Genomic DNA, 22863 nt, shown 5'->3' on the forward strand with positions numbered 1-22863 from the left:
CAGTCTAACCGATCCCGCCGATGGCCGACGCCGCCCAGCGCCGGCGCTTAGTCGACCTCGATCGTGGTGATCGTGATGGCGTTGCCGGGCATCGCCGGCCGCCATGGTCCATCGATCACCTCGATGCGATCGACGCCGAAGCGGGCGAAGTCTTCCCTGGTGAAGGTCCATCCGTCCGTGTCGGGCAGGGCGAAGCGGCTCGCCTGCCCATAGGTCGTGATGTCCTGCCTGACGCCGATCTTCCTGAAGAAATCGGTCTCGCGCTGAAGCAGCGGCTGGATGTGCTTCCGTTGGTCGGCCCGGAATGCGTGCTGCTGCTCCGGGGTCATGGCATCGTAGGCGGCTTTGCGCTCGCCCCCGAGGTTGAACGTCGCGCTGCTGATACCGCCGTGAAAGCCAATGACCGCCACGTTGCCGACGGTCCTGCGCGGCGCGGCGGTAAACACATAGTTCGCGCAGGAAGACAGGCAGTATCCGCTGACCTTCACGTCCATGCCCTTGCGGTACACCCAGTCACCCAGGTCGAGGCCGAAGTCGACGATGCCGCCCTTGCTCTCGATGGCGAGCACCGTCGGCTTGATGGCCAGGCTGTCGTACAAAGAGAACAGGCGGCGGTTGGCGTCGTCGTCCAGGTAGCCCGAATAATGCAGCTCGCCGTTCTCGACGAACACCCGGGTGGCGTCGGCGGCGCTGGCCGCGGTGGCGGCGCAGAAGGTGAAGAAGGGCAGGGCAAGCAGGCAAGCGTATCGTGATCGGGGCATGGGGCAGGCGTCATCCGGAATCGATCCTGCATTATGTCGTGCCGGAGCCGAAAAAGGCTCACTGAAAACCACGGCCGCCATGCCGGGACGGTGCGCCCCGATTGGTGCATAATCGGCGTCAAGGAGGGAATATGTCGAGTCAGACCGATGCAGCAATCCTCGCGTCCTGGTCGCGCAATGCGGCTGCCTGGACCAGCGCAGTGCGTAGCGGAGAAATCGAGAGCCGCACGCTGGTGACCAACGCCGCCATCGTCGATGCCGTCCGTGCGCATGCGCCGCGCACTGGCGTCGACCTTGGCTGCGGCGAAGGCTGGCTGGTACGCGCGCTGCCCGAAGTGACGATGGTCGGCGTGGACGCGATCGACGGCCTCGTCGAACGGGCGCGCGCCGCCGGCGGCGGCGACTTTCGCGTGCTGTCGTATGAACGGATCGCGGCCGGCGCGCTGGCGCTGGCGGCCGACGTCGCGGTCGCCAATTTCTCGCTGATCGGGCATGAAGCGGTCGATGGCCTGCTGGCCGCCGCGCCCACCTATCTGCGCAAGGGCGGGACGCTGGTCGTGCAGACCGTGCATCCGGTGACGGCCTGCGGCGACGCGCCCTACGCCGACGGCTGGCGCACCGGCAGCTGGGCCGGCTTCAGCGATGATTTCCAGGACGCGCCGCCGTGGTACTTCCGCACGATCTCGAGCTGGATCGCGCTGTTCGAGCGGCACGGCCTGCGCGTGGTCGAGATGCGCGAACCGCTGGATCCGCGCACCGGCAAGCCGGTGTCGCTGATCCTGGCAGGGCGGCTGCCGGGATAAGTCTTCATTGCGGCCTTCATTGCGCGCGCGCGGGCGGCGGGACCGGATTGAGCTCCATCGACCAGATCACGGCGGCGATCTTCCAGCCGCTGGCCGTGCGCACCATCTGCCAGCTCTCCTTGCCCCAGTTGTTCTTGTGGCCGTTCTCCACGAAGGTGTAGTCGAACCAGACCTGGGCCACGTCGCCATCGCTGTCGATGTGGACGCTGTCGAAGGTCTCTTCTTTCCGGCTCGGGCTCTTGGCGATGCCTTCGATGAACTTGCGGGGCTTGCTGTTGAAGTATTTCATGGGCCGCGGCGCGTTGGGATCCTTGATCTCGGCATTGATGCGGGCCAGGCTGCCGTCGGTCGTGACGCCGGCCCAGGTGATGTCCTCGTGCAGGAACAGCTTCATGAAGCTGTCGACGTCCTTGTCGATGATCGCCACGCGGAAGGCCTCGACGATGGCTTCGATCTGCTGCTTGTCGGCGGCAGGGTTCTGCGCCTGCGCCTGCGGCGCGGAAAGGAACAGGCCAAGGGCCAGGCAGATTGCGGCTAGCAGGGTTCTCATCGTGTCTCCCGGTTGAAACAGATGAGCATAGAGAGCGGTTCGCGGCAAAGATGCACCGATTGTCACCGCCATCCGCTGCGCATGGACTCGCGCGCCGCGCGCCGCGGGCATCGGGCCGGCGTTCAGCGCAGGTCGACGAACACGCCCCAGCGCCGCAGCACCGCTTTTTCGGCTTCGAGCACCGCCATGAACGCCAGCCCGATGCCGATGATCGCCACGCCGTCCACCAACGCCACGGCGCGGGTATCGAACAGCGCCTGCATCCACGGCAGGTAGGTGAACGCGAGCTGCGCCGCCACCACGCCGGCGATCGCCCACAGCACCGCCGGCGTGCCGCGCGCGCCGCGCCAGGTGAACGAGCGCATGTGCAGGTAACGCACGTTGAACAGGTAGAAGATCTCCAGCACGCACAGCACGTTGACCACCATCGTGCGCGCCGCCTCGGTGGCCAGGCCGCGCCGTTCGGCCCAGGCCATCACGGCGAACACGCAGGCGGTAAACAGCACCGACACGAATGCCGCCCGCCACAGCATGAAGGGCGACAGCAGCGGCGAGCGCGGGTCGCGCGGCCGGCGCGCCATCACGCCCGGTTCGGCCGGCTCGAAGGCCAGCACCAGGCCGAGCGTGATGGTCAGGATCATGTTGATCCACAGGATCTGCGGCGGCGTCATCGGCAGGGTCAGGCCCAGCGCCAGCGCCGCGACGATGGCCAGCACCTCGCCGCCATTGGTGGGCAGGGTCCAGGCGATGACCTTGCGGATGTTGTCGTAGACGGTGCGGCCCTCGCTCACCGCCGCCACGATGGACGCGAAGTTGTCGTCGGCCAGCACGATTTGCGCCGCTTCCTTGGCCGCCTCGGTGCCCTTGTTGCCCATGGCGATGCCGACGTCGGCCTGCTTGAGCGACGGGGCGTCGTTGACGCCGTCGCCCGTCATCGCGACCACCTCGCCCTCGGCCTGCAGCGCGCGCACCACGCGCAGCTTGTGGGAGGGATTGGTGCGGGCGAAGACGTGGGTGCGGCGCGCCAGGGCCCGCAGCCCGGCGTCGGAGACGGCGTCGACGTCCTGGCCGGTGGCCACCACCGGCTGCTCGGCCAGGCCAAGCTGCGCGGCGATGGCGGCGGCGGTGGCGCCGTGGTCGCCGGTGATCATCTTGACCGCGATGCCGGCGCTGCGGCAGTCGGCGATCGCGGCCAGCGCCTCGGGACGGGGCGGGTCGATGAAGCCGATCAGGCCCAGGAACACCAGCTCGTCCACGGCATCGAAGTCCAGCTGCGGCGGCGCGAGCGCAAAGCGGCGCAGGGCGAAGCCCAGCACGCGCTCGCCGCTGGCGGCTGCCGCGGCGACCTGGCCTTCCCAGTAAGAGGCGTCCAGCGGCATGCTGGTCCCGGACGCGTCGAGCTGGCTGCCGCTCATGGCCAGCACGCGCTCCGGCGCGCCCTTGACGACCAGCTCGGCGCCGCCGTCGGCCAGGCCGTGCAGGGTGGCCATGAAGCGGTGCCGGGCGTCGAACGGGATCTCGTCGGCGCGCGGGTGGCCGGCGCGCAAGGCGCCCGGCTCGAGCCCGGCCTTCATCGCCAGCGTCACCAGCGCGCCCTCCATCGGATCGCCGTCCACATGCCAGCCGCCCGCGCCCTGGCGCAGGTGAGCGTCGTTGCACAGCAGCCCGGCTTCGATCAGGCGGCGCGCATTGGCCGGCAGGCCGGCGCCGCCCTCGGGCAGCGCGAACGCGCCCAGCGGCGCATAGCCGGCGCCGCTCACGCCGATGCCGCCCGTCGCGGTCACCACGCGGCAGGCCGTCATTTCGTTGCGGGTCAGGGTGCCGGTCTTGTCGGAACAGATCACGGTGGTCGCGCCCAGCGTCTCCACCGCCGGCAGGCGGCGCACGATGGCGTGGCGCGCGGCCATGCGCTGCACGCCGATGGCGAGGGTGATGGTGATCACCGCCGGCAGGCCTTCGGGCACCAGCGCCACCGCGATCGCCACCACCACCATCAGCGCCGCGACCCAGTCCATCCCTTTCAGGCCGACCGCATAGGCGAACAGCAGGGCGGCGACGGCGATCGACAGCACCGTGAGGCGCCGCCCGAAGCCGTTGACCTGGCGCAGCAGGGGCGTGGTGAGCGGCTCGACCTTGCCGAGCATGGCGCCGATGCGGCCGATCTCGGTGTGGCTGCCGGTGGCGACCACCAGGCCGAGGCCCTGGCCGGCGGCGACCAGGGTGCCGGAATACGCCATGCCCTCGCGCTCGCCCAGGGCCGCGCCGGCGTCGACCTTGTCGCCGGTCTTGACGCTGGCCACCGATTCGCCGGTGAGGATCGCTTCGTCGACCAGCAGGGCGCGGGCACGCAGCAGCCGCAGGTCGGCGGGGACGCGGTCGCCCGCCTCCAGCAGCACCACGTCGCCCGGCGCCAGCGTGGCCACCGGGACGGTCGCGTGCTTGCCGGCGCGCACCACGCGCGCAGTGGGCGCCAGCATGGCCCGCAGGGCGCCGAGGGCTTGCTCGGCCTTGCCTTCCTGGACGAAGCCGACGATGGCGTTGACCGTCACCACCCCGACGATCACGGCCGCGTCGACCCAGTGCCCGAGGGCGGCGGCCAGCGCCGCGGCGGCGAGCAGGAACAGGATCAGCGCGTTATTGAATTGCAGCTGAAAGCGCAGGAGGGCGGGCGTGCGCGGGGGCGACGGCAGCGTGTTGGGTCCGTGCAGCGCCAGGCGCCGCGCCGCGTCTTCCGGTGCGAGTCCTTCGGGCGAGGAGGCGAGCCTGGCCAGTGCTTCGCCGGCCGGCAGGGCGTGCCAGTCGTCGGCTCCCGCCGCCAGCCGGTCGGGGGAGATGGGCTGGTTCATTGTCGATGCTGGAATCGCTTCCCGGTGCATGATGACAAACACATGATGCCAAAAAGTTACCATGGCAAGCCGTTGTCATCAAGCGACCCCAACCGTCCTTCAGCGCAGCAGTTTCAGCCCTGGCGGCAGGGCGTCGCCCAGCAAGCGCGTCTCGACGGCCTGGTCCAGCTCCACCACCTCGCGCACCATCGCCGTCCACATCGGCGGCGCGCCGCTGGACGCCAGGCGCCGCAGCACGTCCGCGCGCACCGCTTCGTCGATGTCACGCGAGCGGTCGCCCGTCATGCGCGCGATGTGGGCGGCGGCGAAGCCGGCCGGCTCCACCTTGCGCCAGTCCAGTTGCAGCAGTTTTTCCAGCCAGCGTTCGGCCACGTCGGGCGGCGCCACTTCGTGGGCGCTCGACTGGAACGACTGGCGCGCGCCGACCCGGCCCAGGGCCCATAGATAGCGGCCGTAACGCGCGCTGGCGCGGGCATCGGGCTTGCCACCGGACGGGATGGCGTCGATCTGGCCCAGCAGCCATTCGCCGATCTCGGCTTTATAGGCCGACGGGATGCGTTCGAGCGAGGCGCCGACGCGCAGCATGTCTTCCTCGCTGCCGTCGACCAGGGTGAGCGGCCGGCGTCCGCGCTCCGAGGCGTCGGCCTGCAGGTTGAAGGCGAAATCGTCCAGCACGCGCAGTTGAGACTCGGTCGAGAGGCCGCCCGCCACCCGGCGCCACAGCGTCCACCATTCGGCGCGCACCTGGCTGTCCCTTGGGTGCTGGACGCCGCCCTCGAACATCGCCCACAGCTGTTCCATGCGCCATTCGTCGAGCGGATGGCCGAAGCCGGGGCGCAGGCAGTAACCGGCCAGATTCAGCCAGGCGCGCTCGTGCTCGCTGGATCGCCGTCGACCCTTCGCGCGCGCCAGCAGGGCGTCGAACAGGCGCCGCAGCAGGGGCGTGGTCCAGCGCTCGCGCGCGCCCAGCAGGTGCTCCAGGCCGGCGCGCAACTGTTTCACTTCCTTCGGGTCGACCTGTTTCGAGCGGGCGCCGAAGACGCGCTCGATCTTGTCGACGGCGGCATCGAGCTCCAGAGGCAGCGCTTCTTCCTGCCCATCGTCACCGCTGCCGCCGTCATCGCTGTCGTTGCTTCGAAGCTGGAAGGCGAGCTGCCAGCGCTGGCCGCCATCCTCGGCCACGCAATGCACGTCGAGCGTGCCGACTTCGCTCAGCGTCGTCACCAGCCGCACCGGGATCTCGGCGGGCGCGCCGCGCGCGGCGCGCAGCACGGTGGCGATCGCCGGCAGGCGCACCACCCCTGACGGATCCAGGTCGACCAGGTCGCCCGCCTGCGGCGGCGCGCCACTGTCGGCGACCGTCGAGACCAGGTGGAAGCGCACCGGGCGTCCGACCCGCAGCGCGAAGCTGCGGTCCGCCAGCGCCACCTCGAGCGCTGCCGGCGTGCCGCGCGGGAGCAGGCAGACGGTGCGCAGCCTGTCGCCTTGCGCTTCGCCGTCGAGCAGCAGGTAGTAACTGCGCGCGGCGCCGCTTTCGATGCCTGGGGCCAGGCCCTGGCGCGCCAGCGTATAGGCCACGGCGCCGCGGGCGACGGCGATGTCGGGGTTGTCGTTGTGCAGCACGCGCATCGGCGCGCCGCGCCATGCCGCCAGGGTGTCGACCAGGCGCTGTGCCAGCGCCGCGCCGCGAAACACGCCGCCGTTGAGCAGCACGGTGTCCGGCACCGGCACGGGCACCGGCAGCGCGCCATCGTCGGGCAGGCCAAGCGCCTCGCGCGCGGCGGCCGCGTGCTGGCGCAGGAAGCCCGCCAGGTGGCGCGTGATGGCCGGGTCGCTCGCATACGGCAGGCCGAATTCGACGATGCCGGCGCGTGCGCGCTTCGCGTCCTCTTGCGTCGCGTTGAGCGGGAAGAAGCCATCGAGAACGATGCGCTCGATGTCCGCGCGCTCCAGGTTCGCCTTGCGGCTGGCGCCGATCAGGCGGCTGCCGGCGCCGAGCAGGGTGACGGTGACGTGGCTGGGTGCATCGTCGGCCAGCAGCCGTTCTTTCGCGGCGCGGCAGCGTTCGGTGAGCTGGGCCAGGCGCGCGCTCGACAGGCGGGTGCGCGCGGCGTCTTCGCCGGCCTGTTCCGCCATGCGCGCCTCGACCAGGCGGGCCAGCGCCAGGTCCATATTGTCGCCGCCCAGGATCAGGTGGTTGCCCACGCCGATGCGGGTGAGCGATGGTTCGCCATCCCTGGTCTCGACCTTGACCAGGCTGAAGTCGGTGGTGCCGCCGCCGACGTCGGCCACCAGCACCAGGCGGGTATCGGAAAGCTGCGCGCCGAGGTCGGCGCGATGCCGGTACAGCCAGTCATACAGCGCGGCCTGCGGTTCTTCCAGCAGGCGCACGTCCGGCAGGCCGGCCTGCCGGGCCGCCTCCAGGGTCAGCGCACGGGCGCCTTCGTCGAACGAGGCGGGCACCGTGAGCACGATCTGCTGGCGCTCGAGGGGCTGCCTGGGAAAGCGCGTGTTCCATGCGGCGCGCAGGTGGGCCAGGTAGCTGGCGCTGGCCGCCACCGGCGACACCCTGGGCACGTCGGCATCGGCACCCCAGGGCAGGATGGGCGCCATGCGGTCGACGCCGGGATGCGACAGCCAGCTCTTGGCGCTGGCCACCAGGCGCCCCGGCGTGGCCGCGCCGAGCGCGCGCGCCAGGCGCCCGAGCGCGACGCGTTCGACGCCGGCCACGTCCGCGACGTTCCAGGGGAGTTGCAGTTCGCCGGGCGCGAGTTCGTCCGCGCCCGGGTGGTAGCGCATCGACGGCAGCAGCGGAGCGCCGGCGACTTCGCCGGGCGCCACCAGCTGGTCGATCGACATCAGCTCGATCGCGCCCTTGCCGTTGTCGCTCGGCATTGAATAGGCCAGCACCGTATTCGTGGTGCCGAGGTCGATGCCGACGAGGTAAGCGCCTGGCGCCGTCACTGTGCGTCGGGTGCGGTGCGAACGTCGAACTCGACCTTCCAGCGCTGGCCGTCACGGGCGACGGCCGCCAGTTCCAGCGTGCCGGTGTCGAGGGCCAGCGCATGCAGCTTGACCTGCACGACGTCGCCGGCCGCATGGCCTTCGGCCGGCAAGGTGGCCTGGATCTCGTTCAGTTCCTGCAGCTCGTCCGGGCCCCAGAATTCGAGCACGTCGCCGATGCGGTCCTGGCGGCGCACGGTGGAGCCGAAGAAGCGGAAGGTCACCGGCTCGCCGATCACCAGGCCGAACTCCTGGCCGGGCAATTCGAGCTCGCTGCCTTCTTCCATGCCGAACGGCGCCACGCACAGGGCTTCCAGCGGCGGCTCCATGCCGGGAATCGCCGGCATCGACGATTCGACGCCGACGTAGTAGGAGCGCGCCGTGCCGCCGCGGATGCGCACGCCGCCGCCGCGCCGCGCGTAGCTGAAATAGGCCGCGCCGCGCGCCACCGCCAGGTCCAGGTCGGCGCCTTCGAGCATGCGCGCGGGCTCTGCGCCTTCCATGTACAGCCAGTCGTTGATGGTGTCCATCACGCGCTGGGCCAGGATGCCGGACTTGAACACGCCGCCGTTGAACAGCACCGCGCTCGGATGCAGGAAAGTATGTTCCGCAGTCACGCGGCCGCTGAAACCTTCGAGGTCGGCGGTGGCGCCGGCCTGGCGCGCCAGGAAGGCGGCCAGGTGGCGCGTGATCGCGGCGTCCTGCGCATACGGCAGGCCGAGCTGGGTCAGGCCGGCGCGGGTGCGCACGGCCGGACGGGCGGAAGCTTCCACGCGCGGGAAGAAGCCGTCGGTGATGAACGACGTGACTTCCTCGCGCGTGAGTTCGGTGCGGATCGAGCCGCCGATCAGCTTCGAGCCGCGGCTCGGCACCACGATCGGATGCGTGGCGGCATGGGGATTGGCCAGCAGTTCTTCCTTGGCGCTGCGGCAGCCGTAGGTGAGGGCGCGCATCTGCCAGGCGTCCAGCTGCGTCCCGTTGGCGGCGAGCTTGCGCGCCACGAAGTGGGCCAGCGCCAGGTCCATATTGTCGCCGCCCAGCAGGATGTGGTCGCCCACGGCCACGCGGTGCGGTTCGAGCTTGCCGTCGCGTTCCAGGATCGCGATCAGCGAGAAGTCGCTGGTGCCGCCGCCGACGTCGACCACCAGGATGATGTCGCCCGGCTGGACCTGCTTGCGCCAGCGGCCGCCGCTGCCCTGGATCCAGCTGTACAGGGCCGCCTGCGGCTCTTCCAGCAGGGTGGGCGCGAAGCCGGCCTGGCGCGCCGCATCAAGAGTGAGTTCGCGCGCGTTGGGATCGAACGAGGCCGGGATGGTGACCGTGACCGATTGCTGGTCGAACGGCGCTTCCGGGTGCGCCGCGTTCCAGGCCTGGCGCAGGTGTTCGAGGTAGCGGGCGGAGGCGGCCAGCGGGGACACGCGCGGCACTTCGTCCGGCGCATCCTGCGGCAGGATCGCGGCGCGGCGGTCCACGCCTGGGTGGCACAGCCAGCTCTTGGCCGACGACACCAGGCGGATCGGCGTCGTGGCGCCGCGGCTGCGCGCCATCTCGCCGGCCACCGCGTTTTCCTCGCCCTGGCTCCAGGGCAGGGCGCGGTCGCCGGCCGGCATCTCGTCCGGGTGCGGCAGGTAGAGGAAGGACGGCAGCAGCGGCAGCGCCTCGATCGTGCCGGGCGCGGTCAGCTGCGGGATAGGCAGCACCGACTCGACGGCCTTCTCGCCGTCGCTGGCCTGCAGGTCCACATACGAAAGGGCGCTGTGGGTGGTGCCCAGGTCGATGCCGATGGCGTAGCGTGGGTTTTCCGGCTGGCTCACAGTTCCACCTCCGCCGGGGCCAGCACGCGCGCGTCGTGGCGCTCGGCCAGTTGCGGCAGCGTGACCTTGGCCGCGCGCCAGCCGCGATGGCTCAAGGTGCCGGTGAACGGCGCCTTGCCGACCACGTTGCCGGTCAGGCGCACGCTGGCGGCGTCGAAGCCTTCGTTCAGGGTGACGCGGCTGCCTTCGGACTCAGGGCGCACCGGCTCGATGGCGAAATGCTCGCGCAGCACGCGCGCGCAGCCTTCGTGCACGACGCGGGCGGCGGCGCCGATATCGGCATCCGAATAGGCGGCGAGGTTTTCGTGGGCGAAGTCGATCAGGCGCGCTTCGCGCTGGAATAGGCTCAGCAGTTGCAGGGCCGAATCCGGGGTCGGGGCGCGCAGTGGCGTCGGGGCCGGAGCTGGCGCTGGAGCCGGAGCCGGAGTCGGGACGGGCGCAGGCGCAGGCGCAGCGGTAGGGCCGACGCCGTCATCGCGCACGCGCGCGGCGAACTCGGCGTCGCCGAGCGACTTGAACAGGGCGCCGAAGGCGATCGACAGACGGCTGAAGAAGCCGGGCAGATTGGAAGGTGTGTTCATTTTTTCTTGATCATCAGGTGCGGGATGGCTGCCTGTCATGTCAGACAACAGAGGACCACCCGGGAAAAGGCGAATCATACCAGTTGGCGCCTGTTTTTCGCGCTGGCAACCGGGGCAAAAGTTTATTCGATGATATGTACGCCGCCCAGCAAGGCCGCCGCATAATCGGTGAAATCGTCGAGGCCGCGCTTGACGATGGTCACCAGCGCCGGCAGCGGCGACGCCTGATGATCCCATTCGGCGCGGCAGAACTCGCCGGTGCGCTTGAGGTCTTCGGCCAGGGCGGGCGCGATCCAGCCGTGTTCGGCCAGCAGGGTAATGACTTCGCGTTCGTCGCGCGGCAGGCCCAGGCGGGCGTTGCCGATCACATAGTCGCCCATCTCGATCGCCGCTTCCCAGGCGCGGATCACGTTCAGGGTGGCGGCGTCCTGGCGCGTGATGTCTTCAGAGAAAGTATTCGGATCTTTTTCATACTCGTCGCGGGCACGCCGGCAGCAGCGTTCGATGGTGCCGGCCTTGCTGACCAGAATGTCGTCATCCATGGCGCCTCCGTGTTCGGTGGTCATCGTGCGCCCACATGGGGCAAACCATGCAGATGGCGCCAGTCGGTCAATAAACAAGGCGCTGAACACGGCGCCGAACACCGCGCGGCGCCGGTCTCGTCGCCTGATGCGACCAAGGTCCAATTGTCCGAACCGTGCGGGCGGTCGAGCATCTGGCAGATAGTCCAGGGAGGTGTCATGAAGCTCGAAGGAAAAGTTGCTGTCATCACCGGCGCCGCCAGCGGCATCGGCAAGGAAATCGCGCTCACCTATGCGCGCGAAGGCGCGCGCGTCGCCATCGCCGACCTGAACCTCGATGCCGCCGAGCTGGCCGCGGCCGGGATCCGCGCCGCCGGCCACGATGCGCTGGGCGTGGGCATGGACGTCGCCAATGAGGCGCAGGTCGATGCCGGCATCAACGCGGTCGTCGCGCAATGGGGCGGCATCGATATCCTGGTGAGCAATGCGGGCATCCAGATCGTGCATCCGATCGAGGCGTTTCCGTATGCCGACTGGCGCAAGATGCTGGCGATTCACCTCGACGGCGCCTTCCTCTCCACGCGCGCCTGCGTGCGGCACATGTACGCGGGCGGCCGTGGCGGCAGCATCATCTATATCGGCTCGGTGCACTCGAAAGAAGCGTCGGTGCTCAAGTCGGCCTATGTCACGGCCAAGCACGGCCTGGAAGGCCTGACCAAGGTCATGGCCAAGGAAGGCGCCAAGCATGGGGTGCGCGCCAACCTGATCGCGCCGGGTTTCGTGCGCACGCCGCTGGTCGACAAGCAGATTCCCGAGCAGGCGCGCGAGCTGGGCATTTCCGAGGAAGAGGTCATCCGGAACGTGATGCTCAAGGAAACCGTCGATGGCGAGTTCACGACGGTCCAGGACGTTGCCCGGGTCGCGCTGTTCTTCGCCACGTTCCCCTCGAATGCGCTCACCGGCCAGTCGCTGATCGTGAGCCATGGGTGGTTCATGGAGTAGACCACGATAGAAAGGGATTGCCCCGTGAACGCACCCTACGAGCTCGATAGCCAGCTCGAAGAACGCCTGTCGAGAAAACTGCTGGATGTGTTCATCCGGGCCGGCATCGTGTTCGGGCTGGCGCTGCTGAGCTACCGCATCTTTTCTCCCTTCCTGTCGCTGATGGCCTGGTCGGTGATCCTGGCGGTGACCTTGTACCCGGCGCACCAGAAGCTGGCGCAGCGCCTGTGGGGCAAGCAGGGACTGGCGGCGACCCTGCTGGTGCTGGTCGTCGTCGTCGCGATCGGGGTGCCCACGGCGATCCTGATGACCTCGCTCGGTGAATCGCTGCAGAACACCGTCGACAGCGTCCGCGCCGGCACCCTGAAGATTCCCGCGCCGTCACCCAACGTGGCCGAATGGCCGTTGATCGGCAAGCGCATCCACGACGTGTGGGCTGAGGCCTCCGCCGACTTGCCGGCGCTGCTGCGCAGCAGGCATGAGCAGGTGGCCGACCTGGCCAGGAGGGCGCTGCAGGCGGTGGCCAGCATCGCCGGCGCGATGCTGCTGCTGCTGTTCTCGTTCATCGTCGCCGGCATCATCATGGCCTGGGGCCGGGCCAGCGCCAACGGCATCCGGGCCATCTTCGTGCGCATGGTGGGCTTCGAGCGCGGCGAAGAGTTCGTCGTGCTGTGCACGGCGACCATCCGCGCGGTGGCCCTGGGCGTGCTGGGCGTGGCCCTGATCCAGGCCATCGTGGTCGGCCTGGTGTTCATCGTCGCCGACGTGCCGTTTGCCGGCCTGCTGTCCCTGCTCGTCCTGGTGCTGGGCATCGTGCAGGTGCCGGCCATCCTGGCGACCTTGCCGGTGATTGTCTATATCTGGACCAGCGGGGACTACGGCAACACGCAGGCGATCACGTATTCCGTGCTGCTGTTGCTCGCCGGCTCGCTCGACAATGTGCTCAAGCCGCTCCTGCTGGGACGCGGCGTGAATGCCCCGATGCCGGTGATCCTGCTCGGCGCCCTGGGCGGCCTGGCCAGCGCCGGCCTGGTGGGCATGTTCGTCGGCGCGGTCTTCCTTGCCCTGAGCTACCAGGCCTTCATGTGGTGGGTGGCGAACAGCCCCGATGCGGTGGCGGCGCCCGCGCCGGCGCCGCCGCCGGAGTAATTGTGTGCGGCGCGCTCGGAAAGCGGTCGGGCAGGGGCGCGCTGGCGCTGGCGGGCGCGGCCCTGCTGGGTGCTTGCACGACGGTCGGGCCCGACTTCGAACGTCCCGCCATGCCGGCCGCGCTGGCTGGCTGGGACGGCGGTTCGCTGGCTTCCCTGAAGCCGCGCGCCGGCGCGCAGGAAAGCGCATCGATCCAGCAATGGTGGCGCGGCTTCGATGACGCCGTGCTCGACGCGCTGATCGCCGAGGCGCAGCGCGTGAACCCGACGGTGCGCGCCGCTGGCCTGCGCATCATGGAAGCACGCGCCGAGCTCGGGATCGCCGGCAGCACACGCTATCCGCAGGGCCAACAGCTCAGGAGCGAGCTGCTGCGCGCGGGACAGCGGCGGGCAGGCGGGCCGGACAGCAGCCTGAGCAACTTCGACACCCATCTCGACATCAGTTGGGAGATCGATTTCTGGGGCAAGTTCAAACGCGGCATCGAGGCGGTCGACGCCGGCTACCTGGCCAGCATCGCCCGCTACGACGACGTGCAGGTCTTGATGGCGGCCCAGGTGGCCAGCCTGTATTGCACGATCCGCACCACCGAGGCGCGGCTGGCGGTCGCGCGCGACAATGCGGCCCTGCAATTGCGCAGCCTGCAGATCACCGAGCTGCTGTTCCGAGGCGGAAACGAAGCCGAGCTCGATGTGCAACAGGCCCGGACCTTGTACCTGGGCACCCTCGCCACGATCCCGCCGCTCGAGATCGCCCAGCGCCAGGCGCAGAATGCCTTGAGCACGCTGCTGGCGCGCGCGCCCGGCCCCCTGCCCGAGATGAGCGCGAGCGCAGACGGGATGGCGCAGGGCGAGCAGCACACGATGATCCGGCTGCCCGTGGACCTGGCGGCCGAGCTGATCACCGAGCTGCCGGCCGATCTGCTGCGGCGCCGGCCGGATGTGCGGGCGGTGGAGATGCAGCTTGCCGCCCAGTCGGCCCTGATCGGCGTGAGCGCGGCCGAGCTCTATCCCTCGATCTCGCTGCTGGGATCGGTGGGCCTGTCGGCCACCTCGCTGGATGGGGCGCCGCGGGTGCTGAACTGGGCGCTCGGGTCGGGCCTGCTGTGGAATGTGTTCGATCACGGCCGGCTGAGCAACGGCGTGCTGGTGCAGGATGCCCGCTTCCAGCAGCTCTACGAGCAATACCAGGGAGCGGTGCTGAATGCGGCGCGCGAGGTCGACGATACGGCCGCCGGCTTTGTCCGGACGGGCGCGCAGATCGTGCTGCTGGCCGATGGCGTCAAGGCCGCCCGGCGTTCGCTCGATATCGCCAGCTTTCAGTATCGCGAGGGCCTGACCGATTTCCAGCGCGTGCTCGATTCCCAGCGCGTCCTGTATAGCCAGCAGGAGCTCCTGGTCACGACCCAGGGCAGTCTGGCGCAGAACCTGATCGCCCTCTATAAAGCCATGGGCGGCGGCTGGGAGCAGGGCAGGCGCCGCCCGCCCGTGGATGAGGCGACCCGCGCCGTCATGGAACGGCGCAGCGACTGGAAGGACATCCTGCGCGCGCCCTTGCCGGCGCCCGGCGCCGAGGGCGCGCCGGGCGGGGAGCACCGGCCATGAACCTTGATCCGGTCAAGCTGGAACAGGCGGCGCCGCCCGGCGACGCGGCGCCGGCGCCCGTTCCGGCATCCGCGCCGGCGCCGGCGCGGACGGGCAGGAAAAGCCGGCTGGGGTTGATCGTCGTGCTGGTGCTGATCGCGGTCAGCCTGGGCTGGTATCTGGTGGCGGATCGCCTGACGCCGTACACCTCGCAGGCCCGGGTGCAAGCCTTCGTGGTGCCGGTGGCGTCCGAGGTGACGGGCATGGTGCACGAGGTCTACGTCAAGAACAACGACGAAGTGGAGGAAGGGCAACTCCTGTTCCATATCGACCCCAGCACCTACCACATCGCCCTGCGGCGCAGCCTGGCGGACTATGAATCGGTGCGGCGTTCGGTGAATGCCTCGGCGCTGGCGGTCAAGGCGGCCGAGGCGGCGCTGCAGGCCGCCAGGGCCGTGCATGTGTTCGCTCGCCAGGATGCGGGCCGGATGGAACAGATCTTTGCCGAAGACCCCGGCGCGCTGTCGATCCGCCGGGTCCAGAATGCGCGCGCTTCGCTGGCCACGGCGCGCAGCCAGGAAATCGCCGCCGAGGCGGAACTGCGCCGCGCCGAAGAGGCGGCCGGCGAGCCCGGAGAGCGCAATGCGCAGCTGCTCAGCGCCCGCTCGGCGGTCGAGAAGGCCGTGCTCGATCTGCAGCGTACGGCCGTGACCGCGCCCGCGCGCGGCCTGGTGACCGACTTGCGCACCGATGTCGGCCAGGTCTTGCAGGCCGGTGCGGCGGCGATGACGCTGATCGCCGTCCACGACCTCTGGATCAGCGCCGACATGACCGAGAATAACCTCGGCAATATCGCGCCGGGCGACGAGGTCGCCATCGTGCTCGACGTCTTGCCGGGCAGGGTATTGAAGGGCCGGGTGCGCAGCGTGGGCAGCGGGGTCAATGCGGGCCGGCAGCCCCAGGCCGGCACCTTGCCCGAGATCGACAACAGCCGCGACTGGCTGCGTCAGGCGCAGCGCTTCCCGGTCGCCGTGGAGTTCGACCCTTCCGAACACGCGCAGCTGCGCGCGGCCAGGATCGGCGGGCAGGCCGACGTGCTGGTGTATACGGACGACTACACCGTGATGAACTGGCTGGGCGCCGTCTTCATCCGCCTGATGAGCTACCTTTCCTACATTTATTGACGATGGAGCGCGCTGACAAGGCGGTCTTGCGGCTGGCGATCGGCCTGGCGCTGGCCGTGCTGCTCGCCTATGGCCTGGCGCTGCCGTCGCCGTTCGTGCTGTGCGTCGTGACCGTGCTGATGTTGAGTAAACCCGGGCCGCCGATCCCCTTGCTCAAGGGCATGGTGGTGGCGCTGCTGGTCGCCGCGGTGCTGGCGGCCGGCGTGCTGATGGTGCCGCTGCTGGAGCATTACGCCAGCGTCGCGCTGGTGTTGACGGCATTGCTGCTGTACGCGGTCTTCCTCGCCGGCCTGCGCAGCGGCAGCCCGCTGGCGATCATCGTGGTGATTGCCCTCACGGTGATACCGGTGGCCGGCGTGGCCGACCAGGCCCTGGCGCTGGCGCTCGGCACCGCCATCGCGCTGGGGCTCGGTGTCGGCGTGCTGGTCGGCAGCCTGTCGCACGCCTTGTTCCCGGAAACGGCGGACCCCGCCGCCAGGCCGGCGCCCCCGGCCGCGGCCGCGCACACGGCCCGATGGCGCGCCGCGCAGGCGACGCTGGTGGTCATGCCGGTGCTGGTGCTGGCCCTGATCAACCCGGCCTTCTATCTGGCCGCCATCATCAAGGCGGTGATGCTGGGCCAGCAGGCCGGCTCCACCGGCGCCCGCTCGGCGGGGCGGGTGCTGGTCGGCTCGACCCTGGCGGGCGCGGGCATGGCGGCCCTGGCCTGGTTCGGCCTGGCGGTGTTGCCGACCCTGTGGATGCTGGTGCTGTGGATGGCCGCCGCCGCGTTCTGGAGCGGGGCCCGGATCTTCGGCGTCACGCGCTCGGCGCTGCCATCCTCGTTCTGGAGCAATGCCCTGGTGACCATGCTGATCCTGCTGGGCCCGGCCATCGAGGATAGCGTGGTGGGGAAGGACGTCGGCCACGCCTCGCTCGTGCGGGTGAGCCTGTTCATCGCGCTCGCGCTGTATGCCTGGGCCATCGTGTGGGCGCTGGAAGGCTGGCGCGCATCGAGGACTGCGGCTCGGGAGGAGCGAATGACGAGATGAAGCCGCTGAGGGACGTTTAATTTTAGTCAATACCAGTTACCCAATTGGTATAGCCAAAATGAATAGGTCTTGCCAAACGCGGCGCCAGCTAGTACTGTATGTTTATACAGTATTTGTCTGATAAGCCCGACATGACACACTCCGCCATCCTTGCCGCACCCGAGGCAGTGCACCCATCGCTGTGGCGCGCGTCGCAGCTGGCGCATGCCGGCACGCGCTGTGTCGATACCGGCCACGCGACGCTGTCGAGCCAGCTTCCCGGCGGCGGCTGGCCGGGCGGCACCCTGGTCGACCTGCACTTGCAGCAGCCCGGCATCGGCGAGATGCGCCTGCTGCGGCCGGCCCTGGCCGCCTGTGCCGAACGCCGCATCGTGCTGCTGCAGCCGCCCCATCCACCCCAGGCCCTGGCGCTTGCCGCGCTCGGCCTGGAGCCGTCCCAGCTATTGTGGTTGCGCACGACGCGCACCGCGGACGCGCTATGGGCAGCCGAGCAGGTGTTGCGCAGCGGCAGTTGCGGCGCCTTGTTGTTCTGGGCCAACCATATGCGTAACGACAATCTGCGCCGCCTGCACCTGGCGGCGCAAGGCGGCGAAACGCTGTTTTTCATGCTCCGTCCGCTGGCGGCGGCGCAAGACGCATCCCCCGCGCCTTTGCGTCTTGCGTTGCGGCCGGCGGCCGGCGGCATGAATATCGACTTCGTCAAACGCCGGGGGCCGAACTTTTGCTAGTGATTAGTATAATATTTCTTTGAATTCAAGAGCTTACCGTCATTATTATCATATCTTAGGATTTTGTTGTAAATTCGATAGCTTTGTGGAGCGCAGTTCCGAATCCCGCGCGGAACACGATCTGGCCAGATTCGGTTGTCACGCGTCCTGCTTTGTCTAGTTTCCAGCCCCAATGCGCCATCGTGGAAGTACTTATTGCATCGCTGAGTGCGCTTACTTCCTGCAGGGTGAAGAGCAACTTTTCCCCTTCCATCGTCTCCTGAGCGACTGGGCGGATGTCGTTATCGAGGGTTAGCACAGCGTTTTGATTCGCCAGGTTCCTGGCGGCCAAGAGTTGGCCGCGGAGGCATGTTAATTCTGCCAGCATCAGCCGAATTCTCGCTTTAAGGACTGGGTCATGTGTACCTTCGAGGAGGCGGTCGGCATCACTGTGTTCAGGTTCACGTTTCTTCTTGCTGAATCCTTGTACTGACTCAGCAAATGCCTTGATCAACGCACGGTAATCTTCGCCCGGCTTGTTCCGAATCGCGGCGCTGGAAGGGCCACCACGCGCGCTGGAAAGTGCTCCTATCGTGGCGATCGAGTAGTCTCTGCTACCTCGCGTAGCTTGTTCGTTACAGATGGTATAGATCAGCTGTAATGACTGCGCCTTCCGTGGTGTTGCATGCTTACACAACTCTGCCAGGAACAAATTTGGATCTATCTTCATTGGGTGCTTCCTGCAAAACCGAGACCTGGTGTCTGTTTTTTTACTAGTAACGCCATTTTCAGCGGGTTACCAATTTGCTGTTTCAGCATTGTGTCTATCTCATCAAGCATTCCGGTTGCCTGAAGCATCCTGGAGCCGTCCAGGACACGCTGGGATTCCACGGAACCGAGTCGAGCATAGAGAAAATTCACGAATTCGTTGCCGACCGCGAGCGCTTGGTCGTCTGTCAGGGTGGCGAATACTGGATGCCTTTCGTTCCTCGCGAGCATAGCGTCCAGTAAACGGCCCCGCCTTAGCGTTGCGTATGGGACCGTTGGTGCGGGGTACACCGTGGCATGCTGACAGACGTTATTGAATAATTCAAATTCCGTTGCTTTTTCCAGAGCGGTGCTAATGTCAGTAATATCGCCCCCTGCAAGGAGTCGAACGGCAGAGCCAATGTGCTCCGCAAGTGGCTCCGTGTTGATCAATGCTTTAGCTCGCTCAATCATGGAGTAGGTGGAGTGCCAATTATGGGAGACATCGTCCAGATCCGTTAAGGCCGATTCGCGCCGCCCATACAGAGCATCAAGCTTTCTCGATGCTTTCTGGTCGCTTTCGCTATTCTCGGCCATCATATTTTCTAATTCGATAATGCTGTTTTCCATCTGCCGAAGCTGAGTGCTAGCATCCATGATCTCGATACCGATCGAGTTAAAATGCGCCACAAGTCCGCCAAGAAAGGCAGGGCCGGAGATGAAGAAGCGGCACCGGATGCAGTTCCTCGGCCCGCCTGGGGTAGCCTGATAATCGTGCCGGTTATTCTCGCCAGTGACTTTTGGGCCGCCTGTCGCGCACATGCTCCCGCCAACAGGGCAAATTCCCAGATCCCCTACGAGCCAAGCGGTGGGACTGTTCTTTTGCAAAGCATGTAGACCAATTTGGTTGTTACTCGCAACCACCGACTCTGCCTGCTTCAAATTACAGTCTTGAAGAAAGCGAAGATAGTTTTCTTTCTCCCGACTCAATATGCGTTCTTGTGCTTCAGCTAACTTTTGCGAAATATAGGAAGCTTCAGGCTTAAGATAGTAGAGGGTCATCAGGATTGTAGCGTGTCCCGCTACGCATTTGCTGAGAATAGCGAGGGGCACGCCGCCCTCTACTGACAAAGCCGTGAGGATCGAAACTCGTAGCGAGTGCAGGTCGAACGAAGGAACCATAGGTCTTCCGTCTTTACCACGCGAATCGATAAACCGAATCGGTTGCCCGTTCGGGAGAACTTCGCCTCGTGCGGCAACCCGTCTTTCGAGTTCGTCGAGGAGCTTCCGCCAAAAATGAGCTAACCTGGAAGACGTTATAGGCTGGTCTTTACGTGACTTGTTTGGGTCGCGAAATAGAAAGCATGTCGAGCCACGAGCTTTGAGTTGCGCTTCAGTAAAATTACGAATGTAAATTGGGTTGGTGAGGTCCGACCAACGGGTGGGCTCAAAGATCGGGTTGTACGTCGACTGCCACTCGATCATTCTTTGCACTAGCGATATGACCTCGTCGTGCTGCCATGGGATTTCGTAACCACGGTCTTTACCATCCTTAAAGCGATCAGCCGTCTTGTTGGTGTTGACATAAAATCCTACAAAATCGCTACCCAGTGTTCGATCTCGAAAGCGGCGCAACACACCGTTTGGGAAGTTGCGCGCACCCGTTGACGCAGCAGGACCTGTATTCGCTACCCAACGCTTATCTTGATAAATTTCGGTATCAGCCTCGCCACTGTCCAACATCGTTACTTGATAAGTTCGCAGAGGTAAATAAAGCTTCATGAGTATCGCGTGCGAGCGTACTGGGCTCCATACCTTGATCCATAAATCGGAGACCGTGTCATAGTGTTTTATATAGTCCTCGGACGATTGCTTTGGCCATTCGAAGTCGTTATCGGTTATTAAATGGATCAGCTCGTTAATGTATTTGATCGGCAATGCTTCTCTAGCTGTTTCTGAGCGGTGCTTCAACTCCTTGCGTCGAACCACCGGGTTATAAAACTCTGGGCTGCGAACAGGACGGCCGTAATCGTCCTCCATGCAGAGTTTGACATCAACGTACCAATCGAAGAAGACCGCGATGCGCGAAAGGCGTTGAGCAGTCGTGGATATATCAAGGCCTCTTGTCTCCAGCCAATCTTCTAGACGTACAGAAATGTGGTGCTGACGCGATACGTACTCTAACGGGTTTCGTGTGACGGTCGGATTTTCCTCAAGATATCGCATAAATACCGTGAGACCATCGCGCTTTGATCCAAGCCCACCAGTCACTGCATTTGACAACCATGAGAGCATCAGTTGCTGCCACTGCTCTAGAGTAGGATCGCGCGCGACGAAATCGGAAAAATCAAGCATTCGTTTCGTCCTGCCTCGTCCGAGATTCCAGTCGTGCTCGGTAAAAATCGCTTTCCCGCCGTAAATTCGTTTCTGTATTTTGAGAAGGGGCCGGATTGCACCGGCCGAATTCCCGGTTGTATATTCCAGCGCTTCCTGTTGCACAGTCGTTGGCGTTAGGTCACCTATTTCTTTTACGCCGATACAGGTCATTGCTACCCGCCATATACGAAGTGCCGCGCCACTGCGTGCGACATCGTATGACATTTCGCTAGCTGCCTTAATCTCGCGAATCCACTCCATGCGAGGATATACGACTAATTTGTCCATAGTTATGGAGGCCCTGCGGCCAAACGGCGAGTGTGATGGGGCTGCGAGCAGATCCTCTTGCCAAAGGGTGTGGGTTAATTGAAAAAATCGGGTACGTAACCCGATCCGCGTAATATATTCTCGGTCCGAATCCTTTGCATCTACGATCATTGAAACAAGATCGTTGAATGCTGTAATAAAATCTGCCGTTTGCGTTGCTGAAGAAATTGCTTCCAAAGCTACATGAAACCTGCTGGCGCGTATTCGTTTGCCGGAATCACTTTGAGCGCACGCTTGCGTTAGTTCATTACAGAGCCGTGCAGCTTTGTTTACGTCGAAATTAGGTCCCAATAAGAACGCATCGATACTGTTGTTTCTAATCATCCTATTTCCGGTTATCTCGGAAACTACGATCGTGAAGTCGTCTGATTGAATGAAGGTTCGGGTCATGCTTCTGGATTCCAAGTGGAAGGAGAAATGAAGGTCGGGCTCAGCTTCGCACTTGCGTTGCGCAGCTCGCGGTTAGTTTTCTCAACAGAAGCTTCTTTGTAGATCTGTTGTGATTCTGGGGATTTATGGTGCATAGCGGCCTGGATAACTTCGCTGGAGACGCCAGCGTCTGTCATACTTTGTGCATATGCATGGCGGTGCCCGTGCGGTGTCGTTCCCGAGTTTTTGGAAGGGGTTAGCCCTATGCGCCTGACTGCTTTTCCATGGAGTTGTCGGTATGCACCAATCGTATAGGGAGCATCTTTGACATCTTCTTTTGCGCTGACAAATAAATATGGATGCAAAGCATGTCGGCTGCGAGAATTCATGATGTAATTCTTGAACAAGATAAGAAACGCCTCGCCCCAGTATGTGGGAAACCAATGAATCAGCGCATATTTCTCTCTGCCGTTACTTAGTTTTAGATCTTTCCAGCCTGCATGGAAGCGTCCTTGAACGGTATTCCTTGGTTGCAGGCCCCATTTGACACGGAGGTATTCTTCTCTGTTTGCAGGGATGAGCTTGCCGGTGATCGGGTCAATATAGTCGTGTGGGGCTGATCCGTATTGTGGGTGGTACAGGCGGACCATCGCTGACTTAGGATTTTGTGGATCGATCAGGACGTCACTGACAAATAGGTGAAACGGTTCCGATTCGCGCAGTCCGCCCCCTTGCAAAAGCATTGTGATCATGATATCCCGGACGTGTATATTCTCATGCATGTTTCTTAAGCGTTGGTTGCCGCGGATTAGAAACCCGTCGGTCAGAAGTTCGTTTAATTTCTCTTCCGGAAAATGTTTGGCTGTCGATGTCTCGTGCACAAGCGACCGCTGCCTTATCGCAACAGTGCGTGAAAACTTTGATCGGGCTTGGATTGCCTCTCGATCGAACGTATGGGCGAGCAGTGCATGCGCACGTCGCTCGTCAAAGCGACGCCAATATGCTATCTGCTCTGCGTATGAGGCAGTACGCCAAGGATTGATTGGTTTTGTGTCGTAGCGCTGTACTAGCCAATCGGAAAAGCCAGTTAGAAGCGTTAGGAGAAGTTTTGCGCGTGCGTTTGTTTTTGACGTCCAGAACAGGCCTGATGAATCCGTCCCATCGAGCTCGATTGTTCCGCCAATTAGTACTTCGGCAAATTCAGCAAGAAGTTGGGGCCTGTCTAGTTGAGACTTGAAATGCTGTTGATTCGACTTTATGAAATCTACAAACAACCCTACAGCTCTGCAAAGCTCACGCTGCCATGCCAAAGAACGGCTACTAGCGTTTTCAAGGATATATTTAACTAAAGGCAGCATCGGGTCGCTGCTGCCGTCGTCGTCGGTCAGAATATATAAGACATATATTCTTCGACTAGGCTGGGCGGGTCGTTTTATTAGTGTGCTGGCAACGGTATGGTAGCGTGCGGTTTCTCGTCGGATCATCAGGGGCAAACATAAGGTTTATGACTTG

17 protein-coding genes are annotated in these 22863 nt (G+C 65.1%); 7 read left to right on the forward strand and 10 right to left on the reverse strand.

Annotated elements, in window-relative coordinates; all coding sequences use genetic code 11:
* Positions 1 to 47 precede the first annotated feature (47 nt).
* Positions 48 to 761 carry a hypothetical protein gene (locus ABIB38_RS10675; protein WP_429203742.1) on the reverse strand — a complete coding sequence of 238 codons (714 nt, stop codon included), beginning with the start codon at positions 759 to 761 and terminating at the stop codon, positions 48 to 50.
* Between the two features lie 131 nt (positions 762 to 892).
* On the opposite strand from ABIB38_RS10675, the gene ABIB38_RS10680 reads away from it, so the two are divergent.
* On the forward strand, positions 893 to 1564 hold the full coding sequence (locus tag ABIB38_RS10680) for a methyltransferase domain-containing protein (protein WP_429203743.1): 672 nt from the start codon (positions 893 to 895) through the stop codon (positions 1562 to 1564).
* Between the two features lie 16 nt (positions 1565 to 1580).
* On the opposite strand, the gene ABIB38_RS10685 is transcribed toward ABIB38_RS10680, so the two are convergent.
* The 6 genes from ABIB38_RS10685 to hepT form a co-directional block, all read right to left on the reverse strand.
* On the reverse strand, positions 1581 to 2114 hold the full coding sequence (locus tag ABIB38_RS10685) for a YybH family protein (RefSeq protein ID WP_429203744.1): 534 nt from the start codon (positions 2112 to 2114) through the stop codon (positions 1581 to 1583).
* Between the two features lie 122 nt (positions 2115 to 2236).
* Complete coding sequence (locus tag ABIB38_RS10690; protein ID WP_429203745.1) at positions 2237 to 4960, reverse strand: HAD-IC family P-type ATPase; 2724 nt, start codon at positions 4958 to 4960, stop codon at positions 2237 to 2239.
* Between the two features lie 99 nt (positions 4961 to 5059).
* A complete protein-coding gene (locus tag ABIB38_RS10695; protein ID WP_429203935.1) occupies positions 5060 to 7855 on the reverse strand; it encodes an Hsp70 family protein in 2796 nt (931 codons plus the stop codon).
* 65 nt (positions 7856 to 7920) lie between these two features.
* The gene (locus ABIB38_RS10700; protein WP_429203746.1) at positions 7921 to 9777 is read right to left on the reverse strand and encodes an Hsp70 family protein; all 1857 of its coding nucleotides are present in this window, start codon (positions 9775 to 9777) and stop codon (positions 7921 to 7923) included.
* A complete protein-coding gene (locus ABIB38_RS10705) occupies positions 9774 to 10358 on the reverse strand; it encodes a DUF2760 domain-containing protein (RefSeq protein ID WP_429203747.1) in 585 nt (194 codons plus the stop codon). Before ABIB38_RS10705 ends, ABIB38_RS10700 begins: the two co-directional genes overlap by 4 nt.
* A gap of 122 nt (positions 10359 to 10480) precedes the next feature.
* Positions 10481 to 10900 carry a type VII toxin-antitoxin system HepT family RNase toxin gene (gene hepT, locus ABIB38_RS10710; protein WP_429203748.1) on the reverse strand — a complete coding sequence of 140 codons (420 nt, stop codon included), beginning with the start codon at positions 10898 to 10900 and terminating at the stop codon, positions 10481 to 10483.
* Positions 10901 to 11098: 198 nt separating this feature from the next.
* On the opposite strand from hepT, the gene ABIB38_RS10715 reads away from it, so the two are divergent.
* The 6 genes from ABIB38_RS10715 to imuA all read left to right on the forward strand — a co-directional run bounded on the left by ABIB38_RS10715 (position 11099) and on the right by imuA (position 17553).
* A complete protein-coding gene (locus ABIB38_RS10715; protein WP_429203749.1) occupies positions 11099 to 11881 on the forward strand; it encodes a 3-hydroxybutyrate dehydrogenase in 783 nt (260 codons plus the stop codon).
* A 24-nt stretch (positions 11882 to 11905) separates the two neighbouring features.
* Positions 11906 to 13030: an AI-2E family transporter gene (locus tag ABIB38_RS10720; RefSeq protein ID WP_429203750.1), complete on the forward strand. Its 1125-nt coding sequence runs from the start codon at positions 11906 to 11908 to the stop codon at positions 13028 to 13030.
* 2 nt (positions 13031 to 13032) lie between these two features.
* On the forward strand, positions 13033 to 14631 hold the full coding sequence (locus tag ABIB38_RS10725; RefSeq protein WP_429203751.1) for an efflux transporter outer membrane subunit: 1599 nt from the start codon (positions 13033 to 13035) through the stop codon (positions 14629 to 14631).
* The gene (locus tag ABIB38_RS10730) at positions 14628 to 15794 is read left to right on the forward strand and encodes an HlyD family secretion protein (protein WP_429203752.1); all 1167 of its coding nucleotides are present in this window, start codon (positions 14628 to 14630) and stop codon (positions 15792 to 15794) included. Before ABIB38_RS10725 ends, ABIB38_RS10730 begins: the two co-directional genes overlap by 4 nt.
* 2 nt (positions 15795 to 15796) lie before the next feature.
* Positions 15797 to 16825, forward strand: a complete 1029-nt coding sequence (locus ABIB38_RS10735; RefSeq protein ID WP_429203753.1) for a DUF2955 domain-containing protein — start codon at positions 15797 to 15799, stop codon at positions 16823 to 16825.
* A gap of 131 nt (positions 16826 to 16956) precedes the next feature.
* Positions 16957 to 17553: a translesion DNA synthesis-associated protein ImuA gene (gene imuA / locus ABIB38_RS10740; RefSeq protein ID WP_429203754.1), complete on the forward strand. Its 597-nt coding sequence runs from the start codon at positions 16957 to 16959 to the stop codon at positions 17551 to 17553.
* A gap of 55 nt (positions 17554 to 17608) precedes the next feature.
* On the opposite strand, the gene gmtX is transcribed toward imuA, so the two are convergent.
* The 3 genes from gmtX to gmtY are packed head-to-tail and all read right to left on the reverse strand — an operon-like array spanning position 17609 to position 22835.
* On the reverse strand, positions 17609 to 18262 hold the full coding sequence (gene gmtX / locus ABIB38_RS10745) for a gamma-mobile-trio protein GmtX (RefSeq protein WP_429203755.1): 654 nt from the start codon (positions 18260 to 18262) through the stop codon (positions 17609 to 17611).
* Positions 18259 to 21372, reverse strand: coding sequence for a gamma-mobile-trio integrase GmtZ (gmtZ, locus tag ABIB38_RS10750; protein WP_429203756.1), 3114 nt, complete (start codon positions 21370 to 21372; stop codon positions 18259 to 18261). Before gmtZ ends, gmtX begins: the two co-directional genes overlap by 4 nt.
* Complete coding sequence (gene gmtY / locus ABIB38_RS10755; protein WP_429203937.1) at positions 21369 to 22835, reverse strand: gamma-mobile-trio recombinase GmtY; 1467 nt, start codon at positions 22833 to 22835, stop codon at positions 21369 to 21371. The genes gmtZ and gmtY overlap by 4 nt, the downstream gene beginning before the upstream one ends.
* Positions 22836 to 22863: the final 28 nt, after the last annotated feature.

The sequence above is a fragment of the Massilia sp. UYP11 genome, assembly GCF_050434805.1.
Taxonomy (GTDB): Bacteria; Pseudomonadota; Gammaproteobacteria; order Burkholderiales; family Burkholderiaceae_D; genus Telluria.